General features: G+C 58.9%; 13 protein-coding genes. 8 read left to right on the top strand and 5 right to left on the bottom strand.

Going from position 1 to position 22,177, the window contains the following annotated elements; genetic code table 11:
• Nucleotides 1-24 precede the first annotated feature (24 nt).
• Nucleotides 25-1,392 (bottom strand): cache domain-containing protein, encoded by a 1,368-nt coding sequence (locus tag ACYZT8_RS14800; RefSeq protein ID WP_461982250.1) that lies wholly within the window; start codon nt 1,390-1,392, stop codon nt 25-27.
• Nucleotides 1,393-1,778: 386 nt separating this feature from the next.
• Between ACYZT8_RS14800 and ACYZT8_RS14795 the strand changes: the two genes are divergently transcribed.
• From ACYZT8_RS14795 to ACYZT8_RS14775, 5 genes are all read left to right on the top strand, one after another.
• Entirely contained in the window at nt 1,779-3,842 is a 2,064-nt protein-coding gene (locus ACYZT8_RS14795; protein ID WP_461958939.1) for a carbon starvation CstA family protein, read from the top strand.
• Nucleotides 3,843-3,857: 15 nt separating this feature from the next.
• On the top strand, nt 3,858-4,055 hold the full coding sequence (locus ACYZT8_RS14790) for a YbdD/YjiX family protein (protein WP_109631600.1): 198 nt from the start codon (nt 3,858-3,860) through the stop codon (nt 4,053-4,055).
• A gap of 222 nt (nt 4,056-4,277) precedes the next feature.
• On the top strand, nt 4,278-5,099 hold the full coding sequence (gene ppk2, locus ACYZT8_RS14785) for a polyphosphate kinase 2 (RefSeq protein WP_461982248.1): 822 nt from the start codon (nt 4,278-4,280) through the stop codon (nt 5,097-5,099).
• 142 nt (nt 5,100-5,241) lie between these two features.
• Entirely contained in the window at nt 5,242-8,139 is a 2,898-nt protein-coding gene (locus tag ACYZT8_RS14780; RefSeq protein ID WP_461982246.1) for a sensor domain-containing phosphodiesterase, read from the top strand.
• Nucleotides 8,140-8,244: 105 nt separating this feature from the next.
• Nucleotides 8,245-8,769, top strand: a complete 525-nt coding sequence (locus tag ACYZT8_RS14775) for a cupin domain-containing protein (protein ID WP_461982243.1) — start codon at nt 8,245-8,247, stop codon at nt 8,767-8,769.
• Between the two features lie 161 nt (nt 8,770-8,930).
• On the opposite strand, the gene ACYZT8_RS14770 is transcribed toward ACYZT8_RS14775, so the two are convergent.
• The gene (locus ACYZT8_RS14770) at nt 8,931-9,242 is read right to left on the bottom strand and encodes a MarR family winged helix-turn-helix transcriptional regulator (protein WP_461982476.1); all 312 of its coding nucleotides are present in this window, start codon (nt 9,240-9,242) and stop codon (nt 8,931-8,933) included.
• A 247-nt stretch (nt 9,243-9,489) separates the two neighbouring features.
• Here ACYZT8_RS14770 and ACYZT8_RS14765 point away from each other — a divergent pair, with 247 nt between their 5' ends.
• Nucleotides 9,490-15,105 carry a putative Ig domain-containing protein gene (locus tag ACYZT8_RS14765; protein WP_461982241.1) on the top strand — a complete coding sequence of 1,872 codons (5,616 nt, stop codon included), beginning with the start codon at nt 9,490-9,492 and terminating at the stop codon, nt 15,103-15,105.
• 213 nt (nt 15,106-15,318) lie between these two features.
• On the opposite strand, the gene ACYZT8_RS14760 is transcribed toward ACYZT8_RS14765, so the two are convergent.
• The 3 genes from ACYZT8_RS14760 to ACYZT8_RS14750 all read right to left on the bottom strand — a co-directional run bounded on the left by ACYZT8_RS14760 (nt 15,319) and on the right by ACYZT8_RS14750 (nt 19,451).
• Nucleotides 15,319-16,689 carry an HlyD family type I secretion periplasmic adaptor subunit gene (locus tag ACYZT8_RS14760; protein WP_461982239.1) on the bottom strand — a complete coding sequence of 457 codons (1,371 nt, stop codon included), beginning with the start codon at nt 16,687-16,689 and terminating at the stop codon, nt 15,319-15,321.
• The gene (locus ACYZT8_RS14755) at nt 16,682-18,403 is read right to left on the bottom strand and encodes a type I secretion system permease/ATPase (RefSeq protein ID WP_461982237.1); all 1,722 of its coding nucleotides are present in this window, start codon (nt 18,401-18,403) and stop codon (nt 16,682-16,684) included. The genes ACYZT8_RS14760 and ACYZT8_RS14755 overlap by 8 nt, the downstream gene beginning before the upstream one ends.
• A 370-nt stretch (nt 18,404-18,773) precedes the next feature.
• Entirely contained in the window at nt 18,774-19,451 is a 678-nt protein-coding gene (locus ACYZT8_RS14750) for a dTMP kinase (RefSeq protein WP_461982235.1), read from the bottom strand.
• 365 nt (nt 19,452-19,816) lie between these two features.
• On the opposite strand from ACYZT8_RS14750, the gene ACYZT8_RS14745 reads away from it, so the two are divergent.
• Both ACYZT8_RS14745 and ACYZT8_RS14740 read left to right on the top strand, forming a co-directional pair.
• Nucleotides 19,817-21,259: a DUF3300 domain-containing protein gene (locus ACYZT8_RS14745; protein ID WP_461982233.1), complete on the top strand. Its 1,443-nt coding sequence runs from the start codon at nt 19,817-19,819 to the stop codon at nt 21,257-21,259.
• Nucleotides 21,260-21,285: 26 nt separating this feature from the next.
• Nucleotides 21,286-22,173 carry a DUF2950 domain-containing protein gene (locus ACYZT8_RS14740; RefSeq protein ID WP_461982231.1) on the top strand — a complete coding sequence of 296 codons (888 nt, stop codon included), beginning with the start codon at nt 21,286-21,288 and terminating at the stop codon, nt 22,171-22,173.
• Nucleotides 22,174-22,177: the final 4 nt, after the last annotated feature.

Genomic DNA, 22,177 nt, shown 5'->3' with positions numbered 1-22,177 from the left:
TCACTCTTGTTGTAATGGGCTGAGTCAGCGTTTTGTGCCGGGCATTTTCATCGGCAGCAGCACGTCCAGCTCACTTCTTCCGGGGATCGATATCAGGTCAAAACGTCCGCCAAAATGTTCGACACGCTCACTGATGTTACGCAGGCCAATGCCCGCGTGGCGACGTTCGACCTGGGCGACGTTGAAACCGACACCGTCGTCGACCACTGTCAGCCGTACGGATTCTTCCGACCCGTGCAGGGTAATCGAAACATTTTTAGCTTGCGCATGGCGTTCGATGTTGGTCAGGCCTTCTTGCACAATCCGGAACAGCGAGACCGCCGCGCCATCGACCAGATCACAGTCGAATTCATTATCGTCATACGTCACGGTGAGCCCGCTGCGTTGCTCGAATTCTGCGGCGAGCTGGCCGATCGCCGCCGGCAGACCCAGAGTGTCGAGCAACGACGAACGCAGGTCGTGGGAGAGGCTGCGAACTTCACCAATCGCATCACCGAGGCGCGTCGTGGCGTCTTTTAGCGTGCTCAATCCCTTGTCTCGTGCCTGGTCATTCTCCAGCAGAAGACTGGCCAGTTCGAACTGAAACTTGATGGAGACCAGCACCTGACTGATGCCGTCGTGCAGCTCCCGGGAAACCCGGGATCGCTCTTCTTCCTGCAAGCTGACAATACGTTGGGTCAGGCGCTGCAGCTTTTTGTCCGCCAGACGATGCTCGCTGACGTTGAGCGTCATGCCACTGGCGAAGACAAACAACACCGCCACGAGGGCGACTGCGGCAATCGCCAGCATGGTCTTGCGAATGCCTTGGGCCACTTCATCGCGCGCCTGCTGGGTGGCGCGCTCAACGTCCTCAAGATAGATGCCGGTGCCGAGCATCCAGCCCCAACGATCGAGCATCACCACATAAGCGAGCTTGTCGGTCACCTGGCCGGAGGAGGGCTTGTTCCAGGCGTAGCGCTGAAAACCTTCGCCGGATTGCGCGCTTTTGAGCAACGCTTGAATCACCGGTAAACCCTGCGGATCCTTCATGTCCCACAGGTACTTGCCCACCAGTTCGGACTGGCGCGCGTGCATCAGGCTGCGACCCTCACGGTCGTAGACGAAGAAGTAGCCATTGATGCCGAAGCTGAGCTTGCGCAGTTCTTCCAGCACTTGTTGCTGGGCGTGCTCGTCACCGTGGCCGTCGTCATACAACGGTGCGATCAGGCTTTGCGCCATTTCCACGTAGTTTTTAAGTTCGGCACGCTTGCTGGCCAGAATGCTGTCTTCGATCAGTTGTGCCTGCTGATCGCCGAGTTGGCGATTCAGGGAAATCACCAGCGCGCAGATCACGGCAATCGCCAACACCAGCGGCAGAATTCCGAGCGCGACGATTTTGTGTTTGAGCTGCATCTTGGCTCCTGACCGGACCGAGGGAAGGCGAAGGCCCGGCATCATATGCCAAAGATACGCGCGTCCAGTAGCGGTGCTGGACGGAATGACCTGCGGCCGCGATGAAACCCAAGACCCTGTGGGAGCGAGCTTGCTCGCGATAGCGGTGCCACAGTCAACATCGATGGTGAATGTCAGTCCGCCATCGCGAGCAAGCTCGCTCCCACAAGGGAATGCGTTTCGACTGATGGATCAGCGGCGTCTACGTAAAACTACGTAGACGCCACGTACGTAGTAACGCGGATTTATTTGTAGACGGCATGCGGGGATATTGGGCCAGCTCCGCACCGCGGACACAATTATAAAAATTACCGCCGCAGTCACTGGCTGTCGGCAGGAGACACGCTATGCCCCGTCTGGCTAAACACCTCGCCTGGTTTGCCGTGGCTGTCCTGGGAGCGTTTGCGCTAAGTGTCGTGGCCCTGCGCCGCGGCGAAGCGATCAATGCCCTCTGGATCGTAGTCGCAGCCGTCGCTATCTACCTCGTCGCATACCGCTACTACAGCCTGTTCATCGCCACCAAGGTGATGCAACTCGACCCCAATCGTGCCACGCCCGCCGTCATCAATAATGATGGCCTGGACTACGTGCCGACCAACAAACACGTACTTTTCGGTCACCACTTCGCCGCCATCGCCGGTGCGGGTCCGCTGGTCGGTCCGGTATTGGCCGCGCAGATGGGCTATCTGCCCGGCACGCTGTGGCTGATCGCCGGCGTGGTGCTGGCCGGTGCGGTTCAGGACTTCATGGTCCTGTTCATGTCTACTCGCCGCAACGGCCGCTCGTTGGGCGACATGGTCCGTGAAGAAATGGGCCGGATCCCCGGGACCATCGCGCTGTTCGGCTGCTTCCTGATCATGATCATCATCCTCGCGGTGCTGGCGCTGATCGTCGTGAAAGCCCTGGCCGAGAGCCCGTGGGGGATTTTCACAGTGATGGCGACCATCCCGATTGCGATGTTCATGGGCATTTACATGCGCTACATCCGCCCGGGCCGCATCGGTGAAATCTCCATCGTCGGCGTGCTGTTGCTGCTGGGTTCGATCTGGCTCGGTGGGCAGATTGCCGCTGACCCGGTCTGGGCCAAGGCCTTTACCTTCACCGGCATTCAGATCACCTGGATGTTGATCGGCTACGGTTTTGTCGCTGCGGTATTGCCGGTGTGGCTGATTCTCGCCCCACGTGATTACCTGTCGACCTTCCTGAAGATCGGCACCATCGTGGCACTGGCGATCGGCATTCTGATCACCATGCCCGACCTGAAAATGCCGGCGCTCACTCAATTCATCGACGGCACCGGGCCGGTGTGGAAAGGCGGGTTGTTCCCGTTCCTTTTCATCACCATCGCCTGTGGCGCGGTCTCCGGTTTCCACGCGCTGATTGCTTCCGGCACCACGCCGAAGCTGTTGGCTAACGAAGGCCATGCCCGTTACATCGGTTACGGCGGTATGTTGATGGAATCCTTCGTCGCCATCATGGCGATGGTGGCGGCTTCGGTGATCGAACCGGGCGTGTATTTCGCCATGAACAGCCCGGCGGCGCTTGTCGGCTCGGATGCTGTTTCGGTTGCTCAGACGGTCAGCAGCTGGGGTTTTGCAATTACTCCGGAAGCGCTGCAAGCGGTGGCCAAGGACATCGGTGAAACCACCATCCTGGCCCGTGCCGGCGGTGCGCCGACACTGGCGGTTGGTATCGCGCAGATCCTGCACCACGTTCTGCCGGGTGAAAACACCATGGCGTTCTGGTACCACTTCGCGATTCTGTTTGAAGCGTTGTTCATCCTGACCGCAGTCGACGCCGGTACCCGTGCCGGACGCTTCATGTTGCAGGACTTGCTCGGCTCGTTCGTGCCATCCCTGAAGCGCACCGAATCCTGGACCGCCAACCTGATCGCGACCGCCGGTTGCGTGGCGATGTGGGGTTATCTGTTGTATCAAGGTGTGATCGACCCATTGGGCGGCATCAACACCTTGTGGCCGTTGTTCGGTATCTCCAACCAGATGCTGGCCGGTATCGCGCTGATGTTGGCGACCGTCGTGCTGATCAAGATGAAACGCCAGCGCTACGTGTGGGTGACCATGCTGCCAGCGGTATGGCTGCTGATCTGCACCACCACCGCAGGTTTCATCAAGCTGTTCGATGCCAACCCGGCGATTGGCTTCCTGGCCCTGGCCAAGAAGTACAGCGATGCCCTGGCCAACGGTCAGATCCTCGCTCCGGCGAAGAGCATCGACCAGATGCACCACGTGATCTACAACGCCTACACCAACGCTACGCTGACGGCGCTGTTCCTGCTGGTGGTCTTCAGCATCCTGTTCTTTGCGCTCAAGGTCGGCATCGCCGCTTGGGGTACCAAGGAACGTACGGATAAAGAAGCGCCATTCCAGGCGATGCCGCAGCCGCAGCCGTGATGGAGGAGGGCGCCTATGTTCAATGACCTGAGTCGCCTCGGTAAATACCTCGGTCAGGCCGCACGCCTGATGGTAGGGATGCCGGACTACGACACCTACGTCGAACATATGCAGAGCAAACATCCGGACAAGCCGGTGATGAGCTACGAAGTGTTCTTTCGAGAACGCCAGGAAGCGCGTTACGGGAGCAAGGCCGGGCCGAAGTGCTGTTAACCCGGTTGTCGGGTTAACAGCAATTCCTGTGGGAGCTAGCCTGCTAGCGATGACGGCTGAACAGTCAACATCACTGTTGATTGACAGTCCGCCATCGCTAGCAGGCTAGCTCCCACATTTGTTTTGTGTTGCCTTTTTAGATCCTCAGCGACTTCCCCGGCGTCTGTAAATCTTTAACCATGGACTAAACTCAGCGATCACACCGACTGTGAGGTTTGGGCCATGGCAAAGGACAAGAAAGGCAGCAAGAAAACTGATTCAGCCGCAAGCGAGAAGATGTCCAACAAGGACTACCTGAGCGAACTACGCCGACTGCATGTCGAAATAGTGAAGTTGCAGGAGTGGGTGCGGCAGAAGGGCATCAAGATCTGCATTGTTTTCGAAGGACGCGATGGGGCAGGCAAGGGCGGGACGATCAAGGCGCTGACCGAACGGGTGAGCCCGCGTATCTTTCGGGTAGTGGCGCTGCCTGCGCCGACCGATCGCGAAAAAAGCCAGATGTATGTGCAGCGTTACCTGCCCCATTTGCCGGCGGCGGGCGAGGTGGTGATCTTCGATCGCAGTTGGTACAACCGTGCGGGCGTCGAACGGGTGATGGGGTTCTGCACCAAGGATCAAGTTGTCGGTTTCCTGAAGGCAATCCCTCTGGTGGAGCGCGCGATCGTCGACTCGGGCGTTATCCTGCTCAAGTATTGGCTGGAGGTCAGCCCGCAGGAACAGACCCGCCGGCTTGAAGAGCGCATTAAGGACGGGCGCAAAATCTGGAAGCTGACCGCAATGGACCTGAAGTCTTACAGCCGCTGGTATGACTACTCGCGCGCACGTGACGACATGTTCAAGGCGACAGATACCGAACATGCCCCATGGCTGGTGGCCAACTCGAACGACAAGAAACGAGCGCGCCTGAACATCATCACCGATTTGCTCAGCCGCATTCCCTATGAAGAGGTGCCGCGCGAGAAAGTGAAGCTGCCTGAACGGCAGCGGCCGGGCGGATACCGCGAACCGGATTACCCTCTTAAACGGATTGCCGAAAAGTTCTGAGCTTGTTGCTTCCCCCTTAGTTGGCACTAAAGAGAATAAAACTATTGAAAAAAACTTATATAAGCTTTAAACGGAAAGCTCACTGGCAGATTGCTAACAATTACTAAATGGGTATTGCCAGCTTTTGGCTCAGGGAGCGCTGATGAGTGTTCGTCCATTGACCGACTCCGCGTGGCAATCGAACGATTGCGACGTTGTCGCCTCTCAACTGAAAGGTAGTTCGTATACTGTCGGTATGGCCTACACAGGCAACGAAGACGCGGTCGAACAATTGCTGTCCTCAGCGCGCCACTGGGCCCACACCACCTCATGGGTGGTGTACCGCGCCGGTGAACAAATGCATTGGGTCGGGCAGGGCGACCCGCTGGTGAAGTGGCCATCAAGCGTTGCGAATGAAGAATTTGAAGCCTTTTGCCGGACCCGGCACCTGCACCGTTGGCCGACTGGCAAAGGTGAAAGCGTCCTGGGTTGGCTGCTTGCGCCCATCAACGATGCCGAGGAACCGGCACTTGCCGAGTTTGCCCGGTGCCTGGGCATTCAGGTACAAACCAATACCCTTGCACGTGCGCAAATTACTCAGCGTGTGCTGTATGAAATTACCTACCTGGCCAGTTCTACCCGCGACCGGTCAGTGTTTCTGGTGGGAGTGCACCGGCTGCTGGCGAGCCTGATCGACGCCGAGAATTTCTATCTCGCGCTGTATGACCCCCACAGTGGCAAGATTGACTACCCGTATTACGTCGACATCATCGACGTTGATGCCGTAGAGGCCGAGCACTACGAATACCTTGACGCTTCGCACCTGTCATTGACCGGCCAGGTGTTGACCTCTGGCCAGCCGTTGCTGATCGACGCCGCCGGCATTCGTGCGGCTCAGGCCGACGGACGCTTCTACTGCGTGGGGGATCGTCCCGAGTTCTGGATGGGCGCGCCGTTGAAAAACGCCTCGGATGAGGTGTTTGGCATGCTGGCGATGCAGGTCTACGACGTTTCCCGTACCTACAGCGCTGAAGACCGCGCGCTGTTTCTGGTGGTGGCCCGCCACGTGGCCATGGCGCTGGACCGGATTCTGCACCGAGAAGGCCTGGAAGCGACGGTGATGCGCCGCACCCAGGAGCTGTCGGCACTCAACGACGCATTGAGGCAGGAAGTGGCAGAGCGAGAGCGCGCTGAACATCTGCAGAGCGCGCTGTTCCAGATTGCTGAACTGTCCAGCCAGCCTGGCGATATGGCTGAGCTGTTTCAAACCTTGCATGGCATTGTCGGTGATCTGCTGTTCGCGCAGAACTTCTACATCGCGGTGTTCGACGATGCGACCGGTGAAGTGACCTTTCCGTATTATGTCGATGAGCGGCAGACGACCCGCCCGGTGGCACGGCGTGGACGGCAGGGCCTGACCGAATACGTTATTCGTCAGCGTCGACCTTGCCTGATTGACCCCGGCGAGGCAGAACGATTGTCTGTACAGGGTGAGATCGAACTGGCCGATGAATACGTCCGATCCTACTCCTGGCTGGGCATTCCATTGTTCGATGGCGATGTGGTACGTGGCGTGCTGGCGGTGCAAAGCTATACCTCGCAGGTGCGCTATACCTTGCGTGATCAGGAACTGCTGACTTTCGTGTCGCGGCATATCGACACCGCGTTATCGCGACGCACGGCCGCCGAAGCGATCCATGCCGCCAACCTCAAGCTCGAAGCCCGGGTGCAGAACCGTACCCGCGAGCTCGATCACGCCAATGCCAAGTTGCAACACGAAAACGCCCATGATGCGCTGACCGGGCTGCCGAATCGTACCTACCTGCAACAGCACCTCAATCTCGCCTGGTCCCGATTTGGCAGCGAAGGCGGGCACCTGGCGGTAATGTTCATCGACCTCGATCGTTTCAAAATGGTTAACGACAGCCTCGGCCACCATTTTGGCGATCTGCTGTTGATGCAGGCCGCCCACCGTTTGCGCAATTGCCTGCGCGAGACAGACATGCTCGCGCGACTGGGGGGCGATGAGTTTTCGGTGCTCGCTCCCGAGGCGCCGCTGGACGTAGTGATCGAAATCGCCGAACGGATCCTGGTGGCGTTTGATCTGCCGTTTTTTATCAATGGCCATGAAGTTTTTTCGTCCTGCAGTATCGGTATTGTCAGCGCCGACAATCAGTTTCATGCCGAACCCGCCGACTTGCTGCGCGATGCCGATGCGGCGATGTACCGGGTCAAGAGTGCCGGCCGCGACAGCTACGCGGTGTTCAATCAGGAAGTGCGCCGCGAAGTCTCAGACCAGGTCGAGCGTGAAGGGGCCTTGCGCAATGCCCTCAAACGTACCGACGAACTGCTGCCGTATTTCCAGCCGATTGTCAGCGTCGACAGTGGCGAACTGTTAGCCCTTGAAGCGCTGATCCGCTGGCATCAGCCGGGCGGCCGGGTAATTGCGCCAGGAGAGTTCTTGCCGAATGTCGAGGGGTTGCGTCTGATCGGTCGACTGGACCTTTACATGCTCACCAGCGTCGCCATGATCCTCTCACAACCCCAGCACGCCAATTGGCCTCCTGTGCACGTAAATTGTTCCAGCTACAGCATGACGCGACCGGACTTCGCCAGTGATGTGCTTGCACTGTTGGCGCAGCACCGGGTCGAGCCGTCGAAAATCTGCCTGGAGTTGACCGAAGGTGCATTGGTGGCTGAACCGGCGATTGCCCGGCTGAACATGCAGCAATTGGCCGACAACGGCATGTCGGTGGTGCTCGATGACTTCGGTGCAGGATTCTCATCCCTGAGCTATGTGCATCAATACCGCTTCAGCGGCCTGAAGATCGACAAGTCATTCATCCTCGAACTGACCACCAGCGCCCGCAGTCGCGCGATCGTGCGGGCAATTGTGCGGATGGCCGAATCGCTGGACCTCAGCGTGGTGGCCGAAGGTGTCGAGGATGAAGCGACGCTGGTTTTGTTGCGCGAAATGGGGGCAGGGCAGGCCCAGGGTTATTATTTTGCCAAGCCGATGGGGTTGAAGGCGTTGTTGGAAACATCGCTGTTAGGGCTTTAACGTTTGAGTTTGACATATAACTAAACTAAACAGACATTTAGCGTAGTTATAATTATTTGGCATATTACGGTTGATAGTCACTTTTATGAGAGGACTTAAATCCAGATGACCAGCAATGTGTTTAATAGCCTTGTTCCTGGCGCTGAAGAATTGATCGCAGCACTGGATCTGGAGCCTCATACGGAAGGTGGTTTCTACCGCAGGACCTTCCAATCTGATCACCATGCCATGGTTGAAACCGATAGCGGTCCGCGTTACCTGATGACATCCATTTACTATTTTCTGACCAACGACGCGCCGACAGGTCATTTCCATCTTAACCAATCAGACATCGTGCATTACTACCATTTGGGAGACGCAATTCAGTACAGCCTGATCTTTCCAGACGGCACATTGAAAACTGTGGTGATGGGCAGCGACGTTATCGCCGGACAATGTTTGCAGCTGCACGTACCGGGCGGTGTGTGGAAAGCTTCGCGGCTGATGAATGGATTGGCGGGATATGGGTTGATCAGTGAAGCGGTTTCACCAGGGTTTGATTATGCGGACATGGAGTTGGGTCATCGTCACAAGCTCAGCGAGCAGTTCCCAGAGCATTCGGAGCTGATTGAAGGACTGACACAAGAATGAGGGGCTGGGTGAATTGAGCGCTTCAAAATCTGCGTGCAACCGGGCTAATGTCGAAACACCATGTTACGTGTAATGTATATTATGTTAAATGATGTGTCTGAGGGGAACTTCTACCTTCGGTGTGGCCGTCATTTAAAAAGATGAAATGGCATGAATAAATATTACAGCGACGATTCAGCACTCAATATCTTCTCCAACAGACACTCCAACCGCATCAGCTCCTCAGTCGAAAGGCTCGCCGTGAATTCATTCATCGCGGCGGCCTCAATCGGCGGAAATATCGATCTCAAAGCTTCGCCTTTACTGGTCAACACCAGACGAACCTGGCGTCGGTCTTGACCGTCCTGGCTATGAACGATCAAGCCCTTGCGCTCAAGTCGATCCACCATTCGCGTCATCGACGCGCTATGGATAGACAGGTGTCGGCACAACGCGACTGCGGTGTCATCTCCTCGACAAATAATCCTCAGCACTTTGAGTTGCGCCGCTGTTATGCCGAGAGGCAAAGTCGCTCCCAAAGGGCATCGCTCGCAATCAGCGCAGCGTCAACAAAGCGTTACGTTTTTGAAACACTTCACAACCGTCGATCAGTAAAGCCTGGTTTTTGACACTCCCCCGATATGCGGTCACAACTTTTGCACTCCGCTGGGTCCTAACACGGTGGTCGTCGATGGAATATTGGCGTCTAGCGAGGTTCTTACCCGATACGGAGATAAGCTAATGATTTTCAATGTGCAAAATTTTGGCGCCAAAGGAGATGGCATCACAGACGACACGGCAGCGATACAAAGTGCGATTGATGCGGCGGCCGCTGCAGGCGGTGGGCAGGTGTATATGCCGACCGGGACATATATTGTTTCGGGAGGTGAGGAACCCTCCGACGGCTGCCTGATGCTCAAGAGCAACGTCTCTCTGTACGGCGACGGCATGGGCGATACCACCGTTAAGGTGGCTGACGGCTCCGACACCAAAATCACGGGTGTCATCCGCTCGGCCTATGGCGAAGAAACCCATGACTTTGGCGTCAGCAACCTCACTATCGACGGTAACCGCGACAACACCACCGGCAAGATCGACGGTTGGTTCAATGGCTACATTCCCGGCCAGGAAGGTTACGACTCCAACGTCACCCTCGACAGCGTCGAGATCAAGGATTGCTCCGGGTACGGTTTCGACCCCCACGAGCAGACCGTCAACATGGTCATCAAGAACAGCGTGTCCCACGGCAATGGCCTGGACGGCTTCGTTGCGGACTTTCTCAGCGACAGCACCTTCGAAAACAACGTTGCCTACGACAATGACCGCCACGGTTTCAACGTTGTCACCAGTACCCACGACTTCACCCTCACCAACAACGTTGCCTACAACAATGGCGGCAATGGCATCGTGGTGCAGCGCGGCAGCGAGGACATCCCCTCCCCCAGCAACATCACCATCACCGGTGGCGAGGTGTACGGCAACGGCGCTGAAGGCGTGCTGGTCAAGCTGTCCAGCGATGTAACCGTCAGTGGTGTCGATATTCACGACAACGCCAGCGCCGGGATACGCGTCTACGGCAGCAACCACGTCGAGATCATCGATAACACGCTCAACAACAATTCCCTGGGCAACCCCGTACCGGAAATCATCATCCAGTCCTACGACGATACGCTGGGCGTGTCCGGCAAGTACTTCAACGGCAGCGACAACACGATCCAGGGCAACATCATCAGCGGCAGCAACCTGTCGACCTACGGTGTTGCAGAGCGCGATGAAAACGGCACCGATCGCAACGCCATTATTGGCAACACCATCAGTCACACCAGCAAGGGTGCCACGCTGGTCTATGGTGACGGCAGTTACGTCAGCGCCACGGTGCCAATGACTACCGTGCAAGGCACAGCTGGCAACGACACTCTGCTGGGCAGCGCGGCCAGCGAGATTTTCTATGGCGCAGCCGGCAACGACACTATCAATGGCGGGGCCGGTGGCGACATTCTGGTGGGCGGTGCAGGCATCGACAAACTCACCGGCGGTACCGGCGCCGACACGTTCCGTTATGTCGCTCAGTCCGACAGTTACCGCAACGCAACCGCAAGCTTCGATGACACCATCACCGACTTCGACGTCACCCAGGACAAGATCGACCTCGCCGGCCTCGGCTTCACGGGCCTGGGCAATGGCCGTGGCGGCACCTTGCAGGTCAGCTACAGCGCCAGCAACGACCGCACCTACATCAAGGACTACGACGCCGACGCCAGCGGCAATCGCTTCGAGTTGATTCTGTCGGGCAACCTGGCGAGCACCCTGACCGCCAGCAACTTCATTTTCAATCGGATAGTCACAGGCACCAGCGGCAGCGACTCGCTGTTGGGTAGCGATTCGGCCGACACCCTGCTCGGCCTGGCGGGCAACGACAGCCTCAGCGGCGGTGCGGGCGACGACAAAATTGACGGCGGCGCCGGCATGGATGCCCTTACCGGTGGCGCCGGGGCGGACACCTTTGTGTTCTCCAACCGCCTGGACAGTTACCGCAACTACAACACTGGCGGCGCCAACCTTGGCGACCTGATCACTGACTTCAATATCGCCGCCGACAAGATCGATCTCTCGGCCATGGGTTTCACCGGCCTGGGTGATGGCAAAAACAACACCGTGTACCTGGTGCTCAACACTGCGGGTACCAAGACTTACATCAAAACCCTGACCGCCGACGCCAATGGCAACCGTTTCGAGGTAGCGCTGGACGGCAATTACCTCGACAAGCTGACCAGCGCCAATTTCGTCTTTGCCACGTCGTCACCGGTCAACCATGCGCCGGTGGTGGCAACGGCATTGCTGGATCAGAACGCTACCGAAAATACCCCGTTCAGCTACGTGGTGCCGGCCACCAGTTTTACCGATCCGGATAACGACAGCCTCAGCTACATCGCCAAACTGGCGAATGGCAGCGCCCTGCCCAGCTGGCTGACATTCGATGCAGCGACTCGTACGTTCAGCGGTACACCCAGCGATACCGCATCGGGCACTTACTCCATACAGGTCACCGCGACTGACGGCAGCAACGCCACCGTCAGCGACAGCTTTACCATCGCGGTGCAGGACGTGCCCGCCTCACCCACTGTGATCAACGGCACGCCGAACAACGACACACTGACCGGCACCGCCGCCAACGAACAACTGTCCGGTGGCGCCGGTAACGACACCCTTAATGGCGGCGCCGGCAATGACATCCTGGTCGGTGGCACCGGGGTGGACAAACTCACCGGCGGTGCGGGTGCCGATGTGTTCCGCTACACCTCAACACTCGACAGCTACCGCACCAGTTCCACCAGCGTCAGTGATCAGATCCTCGACTTCGACGTGACCGCCGATAAAATCGATGTCTCGGCGCTTGGCTACACGGCTCTGGGCAATGGCCTGAACGGCACGCTGCAAGTGACCTACAGTGCATCGAGCAACCGCACCTACCTCAAGGATCTCACCGTCGACGCCAACGGCAACCGCTTCGAAGTGTCGATGGCGGGCAACCTGGTGAGCGGCCTGACGGCGAGTCATTTTGTTTTCGCCGGCCAGAACGCGCCCAGCAATGTAGCGCCAGTGGTGGCCATTCCCCTCCTCGACCAGAACGCCACCGAAAGCACGCCGTTCAATTACACCGTCACCCATGACAGCTTCACCGACGCCGACCAGGATGTGCTCACCTACACAGCGACCCTCGCCGACGGCAGCGCCCTGCCCGCTTGGCTGAGCTTCAATGCCTCCAGCCTGACGTTCACCGGCACGCCGATCAGCACTGCGTCTGGCAATTACAACGTACTGGTCAAGGCCACGGATCCTTCTGGTGCTTCGGTCAGCGACAGCTTCGCCTTGGCGGTGGCCGATGCGCCCGCCAATACCATCGCCGGCACCAACAATGCCGAAGCCCTCAACGGCACGGCGGGCGCGGACCTGATCCTCGGCCTCGGTGGCAATGACACAATCAAGGCCGGCACCGGTGCGGACATCGTCGACGGTGGCGCCGGACGCGACTCGCTGTACGGCGGCGACGGGGCCGACACCTTCCGCTACACCAACGTATTCGACAGCTACCGCGACTACGACACCGGCGGCATCACGGCCACCGACACGATTTATGACTTCACCGCGGGCGTCGACAAGATTGATGTGTCGGGCCTGGGATTTCTCGGCCTCGGCGATGGCAGCAATGGCACGCTGTACATGACCCTCAACGCGGCCGGCGACAAGACCTACATCAAATCCGCCGAGACCGACGCCGATGGCAATCGCTTCGAAATCGCCCTCAACGGCAACTACCTCAACACCCTGACCGCCAGTGATTTCGTGTTCGGCGAGCGCGCCCAGCAGGACATCCTCTACCTACCCACACTCGGCCAATCCAATGCGCGCCTGCTGCGCATGACCGAGGACGACAATCAGTCCGGCACCTCGATGCTGGTCAACGACCTGGACCGCTACACCACTTATGACGTGCGTAGCCAGTTCACCGATGCCGATGGCAATGGCATCGACATCGCGGTGGGGGGCAGCACGGTCAACGGCCTGTCGACCATGGGCGCCGAGGAACTCAAGTTGTGCTGGTGGCTGACTGACACCAACCAGCCCGGGCCTGCGCTGTTGCGCGCCGTCGCGTTGCTGGGCGACCAGCTCACCGAACTGCAATCGATCGATAACGTCACCATGGGCATCATTTGGGGCCAGGGCGAGGAAGCCGCCCAGGAGATCGGCCGTGCCACGGACAAAACAGCGGCGGCCGCTGCCTACAAGGACGCGACCCTGAAGGTGTTTGATTACCTGCATGCCCAGTTCGGCAACTTCAGCGTGTACATGATGGAGACCGGCCACTACCAGGAGGATGCGGCGCGTGCCCGGGGTTATTCCGAAGAGAAGATTGCCTCCATCGTCTCGGGCGTAGGCTATGTCCGCGCCACCCAGGAAGCCATCGCCGCCGAGCGCGCCGACGTCAAGCTGGCGGTGGACTACACCGACCTGCCCTTGCGCTACGAAGTCGATCCGCTGGTCTATCCCGATGACGTGTGGCACCTGCACGAGGAATCAGCGGAAATCGTTGGCCAACGCCTGGCCGATTACATTGCAAATGACCTGGGCTTCCAGGGCAATCCCGACGACAACAACAGCGTGCAGGCCATTTTCGACAACGCTCAGAACCAGGGAGGGATGATTTCCGGCACTGATCAAGCAGATACCTTGGTGGGCAGCTCGGGCAACGACACACTGGATGGCGACTTGGGCGCCGACACGATGACAGGCGGCGATGGCAACGACATCTACGTGGTCGATAACGCGTTCGACAGTGTGGAGGAAACCAACACCTCGACCGCGCAGATCGATACCGTGCAGGCCTCGGTCAGCTGGACGCTGGGCGCCAATCTCGAGAATCTGGTGCTCACCGGCGTGTCGGAGATCGACGGCACCGGCAATGAGCGGCGTAACTTCATCACCGGCAATGCCGCCGACAACGTGCTCGATGGTGCCGCAGGGGCGGACAGCATGAGCGGTGGCGATGGTGACGACACCTACTATGTCGACAATGTCGACGACACCGCGATCGAGACCCACAGCAATGCGGTGCCTGGAGGAGTCGACAACGTGCACAGCAGCCTGGCGGCATATACCCTCGGCAGCAACGTCGAGAATCTGTATGTCGATAGCGCTGGAGCCGCCAATGGGACAGGCAATGCGCTGGACAACACGCTGTTCGCCGGTGCCGGCAACAATGTGCTGGACGGACGCGATGGCAACGACACAGTGTCCTTCGAGCGAGCCCTGGCGGGCGTTACTGTAAACCTGTCGACGTCCGCACAACAAAACACCGCGGGGTCCGGGCTCGACACCTTGAAATTCCTCGAAAACGTGACGGGAAGCGCCAACGCCGACAGTCTGTCGGGCAACAGCGCCGCGAATATCCTGAACGGTGGTGCCGGTAACGACACGCTGGTGGGTGGTTCGGGCGATGACCGACTAATCGGCGGCGCAGGCACCGACAACCTCACCGGCGGCACTGGCGCGGATACCTACGCGTTTGGTGCCTTGTCGGACATGGGTGTCGGGGCTTTACGCGATGTGATTAGCGGGTTCAAGACCACTGAGGGTGATCATCTGGATTTCACCAGCCTGGACGCCAACCCGCTGACCGCCAACGTCGACGCCTTCATGTTCATTGGCAGCAACGCCTTCGACCCCACCAACGCCACCGGCCAAATACGCTTTGCCGATGGCATCCTCTCCGGCAGCGTCAACGCCAACATCACCCCCGAGTTCGAATTCGAGATGGTGGGCGTCAAGGAGCTGCAGGCCAGCGACTTCACAGCCTAACCTGATGTGAGGGAGCAGCCTCCGGGCGGCGTTCCAACGGTGACGTCGGTACATTCAGCATGGAAGCTGATTGACCGACCGCTATCGCGAGCAGGGGATTTTCGGTGCCTGAAAATCAAAGACCAGCACAGACTAATGTGGCGAGGGGATTTATCCCCTCGCCACACTTCACCACGGCCAGTCGCGCTGCCAGCGCAGGGCTGGCTTCAACGCTTATTCCTCTTTAAAGGCCGCAAGCAAGCGCTCACGCAAAGGTTTCATCAGGTAATTCATCAAGGTGCGCTCCCCCGTCACCACCGTGACATCGGCGAGCATGCCGGGGCGCACCAGCAGACCAGCGGCCTGCAGCGAGGCGACGGTGTCGGCGGGAATTTCGACCTTGGCGGAAAAGTACGGCTGGTGCGTCTGTTCATCGATCAACTGGTCCGCCGAAACCGTAGTCACAGTGCCGGTGACCGTCGGCGTATCCACCCGTTGCAGAGCAGTAAAATGCACATGCACCGGCAAACCCGGGCGTAACTTATTGGCCATCAGAGGCTCGAAACGCGCGGTGATCGCCATTGGCGCATCCAGCGGCACCACCTGCATCAGGGTTTGGCCGGCCTGCGCAACGCCCCCGACCGTGTGAATGCTCACGTCCATGACCTGCCCGGATACCGGCGCACGGATCGCACCGTTGTCGACTTCAAACTGTAAGGCATGAATCTGATCGGCATAAGCTGCCGCCTCGGCGGAGACTTCGCTGAGCTGCGTTTCGGCATCGCGGCGAAATTCCTGCTGCGCCTGCAAGGCCTTGAGCCGGCTTTCGCTGATCGCCTGGCGGGTCCTGCCAACATCGCCCACTCCGGAGGAAATCTGTCCAGCCAATTGGGCTGCATTGCGCTCGGCCTCGAGCAGTTTGTTACGCGGAATGTATCCTTCACGGGCAAGATTGCGCAGGCCTTCCAGCTCCTGCTGCTGGAAGCGCATCTGCGCGTCGTAGTTGCGCTTGACGCCCTCGTAACCGAGCAATTGCTGGTGCAAGGCCGCGGCTTCGTGTTCGATGATCTGCAAACGGCTGCCCAGTTCTGCACGGCGGGTCAGAAACAGCTGGCTCTGTAAGGCCATGGCAGCCTTGACCCGCGGCTCGTCGGCACGCTCCAGCAGTTCAGCGGGCCATTGGATCTCGGCTGAGCCCAGACGCTCGGCGATCAGCCGCGCCTCGACGCTGCGATCATTGAGCAACTTGCCCAAAGTCACGTCCCGTTGCGACTGCGCCTGCACCGTATTGAGCTGGACCAGCAACTGTCCCTGGGTGACGCGCTCGCCATCGCTGACCAGCAGCTTTTCTACCACCCCACCGACCAACGACTGCACAGCCTTGCGTTCGCCCGCCACCACCACGGTGCCGCTGCCCACGACACCCTGGTCGAGTGGCGCCAGACAGGCCCAGAGCAGGAAACTGCCCAGCGTCAGGACCAGGAAACCCACACCATAGCGTGCAGCGCCCCCGGCATCGGTACTGGCGCGTGGCTGCACTGTGGTGCCGCGCACACTGAGCCCCTGCTCGCTGTACGTTTGTGCCTCTGGGGTCAGATCACGCATCTCCGCCAGCCTCCCTGACCGCGGCCGGTCTTGGCCCCGGTCTCAATGCCTTGAGCACCCGATCCCTTGGACCGAATGCATGTTGAGTACCGTCCTTGAGCACCAGGATGTGATCAACCACCGCCAGCACATTCGGCCGGTGGGTAATCAGCACCACGGTGCTGCCAGCAGCCTTGAGCGCATTGATGGCCTGCACCAGCGCCACCTCTCCGGCTTCATCGAGGTTGGAGTTGGGCTCATCGAGCACGATCAGCGACGGGTGCCCATAGAGCGCGCGAGCCAGACCGAGGCGTTGCTTTTGTCCACCGGACAAGCCAAGCCCGCCGGGGCCCAGCGGCGTATCGTAACCCTTGGGGAATTTCAGGATCATCTCGTGAATGCCGGCGTGACGCCCTGCGGCGATGATCTTGTCGGCGTCCTGCTCGCCGAAGCGGGCAATGTTGTCGGCCACGCTGCCGTCGAACAGCTCGATGTCCTGCGGCAGGTATCCAAGGTGCGGGCCCAGGGCGTCGTGGGACCATTGACTGATCTCGGCGTCGTCCAGGCGCACCGACCCGCCCATGGCCGGCCATACCCCGACCAGCGCCCTGGCCAGCGTTGATTTACCACTGGCGCTGGGGCCAACGACGGCGAGCACATCACCTTTGGTCAGGCTGAAATTGATGCCCCTCAGGATCGGTTGCGAGGCGCCGGGCGGGCCGACATACACCTGCTCCAGGCGCACCGCGCCGGTGGGCGGCGGCAACGGCATGCGCAGGCGCTCGCGCGGTTGCTGAGCAAGCAGTTGGCTCAGGCGCTGATAGCTCTGGCGGCCGGAGTTAAATTGCTTCCACGAGCCAATGGCAATTTCCACGGGTGCCAGGGCACGCCCCAGCAGCAGCGACATCGCAATCATCATGCCCGCAGACAATTGGCCTTCCAGCACCAGCAGCGCGCCCAGGCCCAGGGCCAGCGACTGTCCGGAGATACGCACGAAGCGGGTCGTCGCGGTGATACGCGCGCCGCGGTCGCTGGCATGGGACTGGGCGGCAATGATGCGTTGCTGCAGCAGGCTCCAGCGCTGGCGCAACGGCCCGAGCATGCCCAGAGCCCGGATGACTTCGGCATTTTGTAGCGTGCTGTTTACATAGATCGACGACTGCACGCCCAGGCGATTGGCTTCGTCCAGGCGTGTGCGAGTCGCTAACTCGCCCCACAGCGCCAGGCCGATCAGTATCAGCGCCAGAACCAGCGTCAGTACACCGAACCAAGGATGAAAGATGAACGCCACCAGCACGAAGATGGGCAACCACGGTGCATCCAGCAAGGCGATCAGGCCCTGGCCGGTGATTAACTGCCGTAGCGTTGCCAGATCGGTGAGCACCTGCGCCGGGTTCGCGTTGTGCTCACGCAGGCTGCGGGCGAAAGCGGCGTCGAAAATGCGCTCGCCCAGGGCCTCGTCCAGCCCGGCGCTCATGCGAATCATCACCTCGCCGCGTGCCCACTCGATCAGGGCGCTGAACATGAACAGTCCCAGGGCGATCAAGGTGAGCATGAATAAGGTGGTTTCGTTGCGACTGGTGAGGACCCGGTCGTACACCTGCATCATGTAGAGCGACGGCACCAGCACCAGCAGGTTGATCACACCACTGAACAGCGCCAACGACCAGAACACACGGCGATAGCTTAATAAAGCGGCATCAATGTCATGCCGTGGATCGAGAAGCAAACCCATAGAGTGTCGCCCGCAAAAGGAATGGTCGGTCCAAGACGCAATCCATCGCGAGCTTTTTGCCCTCAGGCATTGGAAAAAAATAGACGTAGTCTGACGTGCCGCTATCAGAGACGATCCTCGTCGCTAGGCGTGAAATACTGACAGCGCAACCTCGGGTTAGTGCGGGCCGGGTTGTTGGGGGTGACGGGCGGGTATGTTGCACAACGCCACGAGGGAGAAAGCATGGAAGACCGCGACATCTTCGGTGCGGGGGATCGCAAATCCTGCATTGGCTTGGGTTTCGTTCGCTGTGCTGCAGACCCGACGTCAACGTTCCTGAGCAATGCTCTTTAGTGTTTTGAAAGTGCAGGTGGAGCTTGCGCCGATCCTGCTAACGATCTGTATCTACGGCTATCTCAACCGCATCAACACCGGCGTAGCGAACTTCGCCTACGGGGCACCGAAGGACTTTATAGATCTCGGAAATCACCAGCATCGTTGCGTCTTTGATCGTTCCTTCATTACGGCATAAAACCCAGCCGTGATCTGCAATCGCTTGCTCGAACGCCTGGGTACAAGCGACATGTTCTTCCAGCTTATGGATCACAGTACTGCTCAACCCACGTCCTCGTGCCGCTGCCCTCGCCCATGAAATATCAGGGTCGGTGACAACCCCGACATGCAGGTCTGGCACTTGCACGTTTCGATCAATGTTCAACTGTAGAATCTCTGCAAACGGGACTATCCGGCGAAACGCGGCATCAGACGGGTACCAGCGATCGATCAAGATAATGCTGTCTGGTGGCTGTTTGGTCAGCACGTGCCGGGAAATCCAGTTACGGCTATCAGCAAGGCGCTCACAAACCTCGAGCTCCAAATCCCGGTTGGGATTTCTGACGAGTTTGTTAACGAGGGCCATTGTTTCACCCCTATAGGGATCGCTTTTTTTCTCGCAAAGTCGGATCACCTTTTTGTTATCTGCCCTCAGTACTTTCGTAACGGCCTCCAACAGTGTGGTTTTACCGGTTCCCTTGGGCCCATCTAGAGAAACAAACAACGGACGATTCATTCTTCAAACAACGATTGATTTAGGGTTTTGTTGCCCGGTTCGTTCGCTGGAACCGCCGGTAGCGACTACGCGAATCGAGTGGAGGGACCTTATGTACAGGCATTGATGAACACTCTAACCCGGTTTCTGGCGAACGGGTCTCTAAATAAAGACGCACCGCTGGTCGCATCAGTTTCCTTCCTCAAGCCTTTGCCTGTGGGCTCACGGATCCAAAACTACATTTCGCTTGATAAAGCGGCTGCGCTGAAGTCATGAAAAAAAATATGTTTGCTACCCTTAGTCAGAGGCATCGCAGCAACCTGCTTTCACCGTCCCGACATTGACCCAGTCATTCCAAACCTGCCCGGCCACAAAGAGGTAAGGCAATGCGTATTTCGTTATTTTACGCGGTGTCAGTCGTACTGGTTTTAACGGGGCCTTCGTGTCTGGCGCAGACACCGGAGGCGCCCGCAAACGTTGCTCAAACAGCGCCCGCCACGCCAGCGAGCAAAGATGCCGTCTTTACCGAGGAACAGCTTGATCAAATGCTGGCTCCCATTGCGCTCTACCCCGATCCGTTGCTTGCACAGGTCCTTATGGCGACGACATATCCCGGGGAAATCGCCGAAGCGGTGACCTGGTCTAAAGCTCACCCCGACGCCAAGGGCGATGATGCGGTCAAACAAGTGGCGAACCAGCCTTGGGACCCAAGCGTTCAGGCGCTGGTCGCCTTCCCTCAGGTCCTGGCAACGCTGGGGCAGGATCCCGTTTGGGTCCAGCGCCTGGGTGATGCTTTTCTGGCGCAACCCGACGATCTCATGAACGGCGTGCAACGCTTGCGTCGTCAGGCGCAAACAGCGGGCAACCTTCAGAGCAACCAGTACCAGAACGTGACCGTCCAGGCGGCACCCGCGCCCGCTGCTTCGGCCCCTGCCCCGGCCAATAGCACCTCCACCATCATCATTCAGCCCTCTGATCCGCAGGTGGTGTACGTTCCCACCTATAACTCGACAACAATCTACGGCACCTGGCCCTACCCTGCTTCGCCACCCGCGTACTACCCACCGCCGCCCGCGTATTACCCCGGTCAGGCTTTGGTGGCCGGCCTGGCGTTTGGTACCGGTGTGGCGATCATCGGCTCGTTGTGGGGTAATTGTGACTGGGGCAATAACGACGTAGACATCGACGTCAACCGCTACAACAACATCAATCGAAACAATCAAATCACCAATAACAAGTGGCAGCACAACGCCGCTCATCGCGATGGTGTCCCCTATCGGGACAATCGCAGCCGCGAACAATTCGGCCGGCAACTGGACGGTGCCAATCAGCGCGAAGCCTTTCGGGGTGACAATGCACAGCGAGCCCAGGCTCGTGAAAAAGCCCGTGGTTCCATGGACAGGGCCGGTATCGAAAGACCTGCCACCACTAATCGCGAAGCCCGTGACCGAGCTCGCGCGGCCCAGTCTGGAACCTCGGCAGGCAATCGCATGCAGGCGGGTACGGACAGACAGGGATCGCCTGACAGAGGCCAAGGCACTGCGAGAAACACGCGGGATAATCAGCCGTCAGGCAGACAAAACGCTCAGGCCAATCAACGCAGACAGGACGCCGCACAGCCGCGTCAGGCTGCGCAAAATCGCGCTTCCGCCGGCAGCGCCCGCAACAATGCATTCGCCGGCGCGCGCTCGCCGTCCCAGTCCAATGCACAAGCCAGCCGTGGCCGGGCCAGCCAGGTTTCTGCCCAGCGCCCCAGTGCCGCGCGATCTGCCGGTCATCAGATCAGCAGGCCGTCCAGTGCACCGCGTTCAAGGGGGGGCCGCCGTTGAAAAACCACTATCGAGTCAAGTCACTCATGGGCAAGCTTTATCCCCTATTGGCGATAGCGGCCGGTGTGGCATGGTCGTGCATGGCTACAGCGCAGCAATCCTTTCCCACGCCTGAAAAGGCCGCTGAAGCGTTCGTCGAGGCACTGGGCACGGAGCACGCTGATCAGGCTCGCCTCACCGAGTTGCTGGGAAATGAATGGCACAGTTACATCCCGCGCAAAGGTGTGCAGCGCAGCGATGTCGACGCGTTTTTGAAGGAATATCGCGAACAGCATCGGATTGAGAAAATCAGCGACAAAAAAGCGCTACTGTCGGTGGGCGGTAGCCACTGGACATTGCCCATTCCCCTGATAAAAGTCGAAAACGGTTGGCGCTTCGACATCAAGGCCGGTAACGCAGAAATCCGGGCTCGGCGAATCGGTCGCAACGAACTCGACGCGGTGCAAGCGGTGCTGACGTATCACGATGCCCAGATGGACTACGCATCAGTGGATCGCGACGGTGACGGCGCACTCGAATATGCGCAGAAAATTTTCAGCACGCCCGGCAAGCACGACGGGCTCTATTGGGCAGAGGACGATAGCGACCAGATCAGCCCGTTGGGACCTTCGTTCGGCAAAGCCATTGCCGGGGAAGATTGGCATGGTTACCACTTTCGTATCCTTGAGGGCCAGGGGCCTTCAGCACCTGGCGGAGCCTTCAGCTACCTCATCGGTGACAAAATGAGCCGTGGTTTTGCACTGATCGCCTGGCCGGCAAAGTACGACGACACCGGGGTGATGAGCTTCATGATCAGCTATGAAGGACAAGTATTTGAGAAAGACCTGGGACCCAATGGCGCCAAACTGGCCCAGTCGATGAAGCGCTTTGATCCAGACGACAGTTGGAAGGCGGTGAAAACAGATCCCGAATAGCAGT

Source organism: Pseudomonas sp. LB3P93, assembly GCF_054898025.1.
Note: the sequence above shows the minus strand (reverse complement) of the source record. Positions and strands in the feature narration are given on the sequence as shown.